Annotated in this window: 2 tRNA genes; both read left to right on the top strand. The window is 44.4% G+C overall.

Annotation, left to right across the window (positions count from 1 at the left end):
- Positions 1-10: 10 nt before the first annotated feature.
- Positions 11-87, top strand: a tRNA-Arg gene (locus KOG47_RS14695).
- Positions 88-93: 6 nt separating this feature from the next.
- Positions 94-170, top strand: a tRNA-Pro gene (locus KOG47_RS14690).
- The last annotated feature ends 127 nt before the right edge of the window (positions 171-297 follow it).

Below are 297 nucleotides of genomic sequence, written 5' to 3'. Positions count from 1 at the left end.
CGCACCATATGCACCCTTAGCTCAGCTGGATAGAGCGTTAGACTACGAATCTAAAGGCCGGGAGTTCGAATCTCTCAGGGTGCACCATTTTAACGGGAAGTAGCTCAGCTTGGTAGAGCACTTGGTTTGGGACCAAGGGGTCGCAGGTTCGAATCCTGTCTTCCCGACCATTTATTTTTTTGGTCTTTGAAAACTGAACGATGAGGCAAAAAAAGTTTTACAATTTTTGAATGAAGCGCAAGCTTCGTCAATTTAAGAGCTATATCAAATTCTTTGGAGAGTTTGATCCTGGCTCAG

Source organism: Exiguobacterium sp. s121 (genome assembly GCF_018617245.1).
Lineage (GTDB): Bacteria > Bacillota > Bacilli > Exiguobacteriales > Exiguobacteriaceae > Exiguobacterium > Exiguobacterium profundum.
The sequence above is the reverse complement of the archived record's forward strand: the minus strand, read 5'-3'. Positions and strand labels throughout refer to the sequence as shown.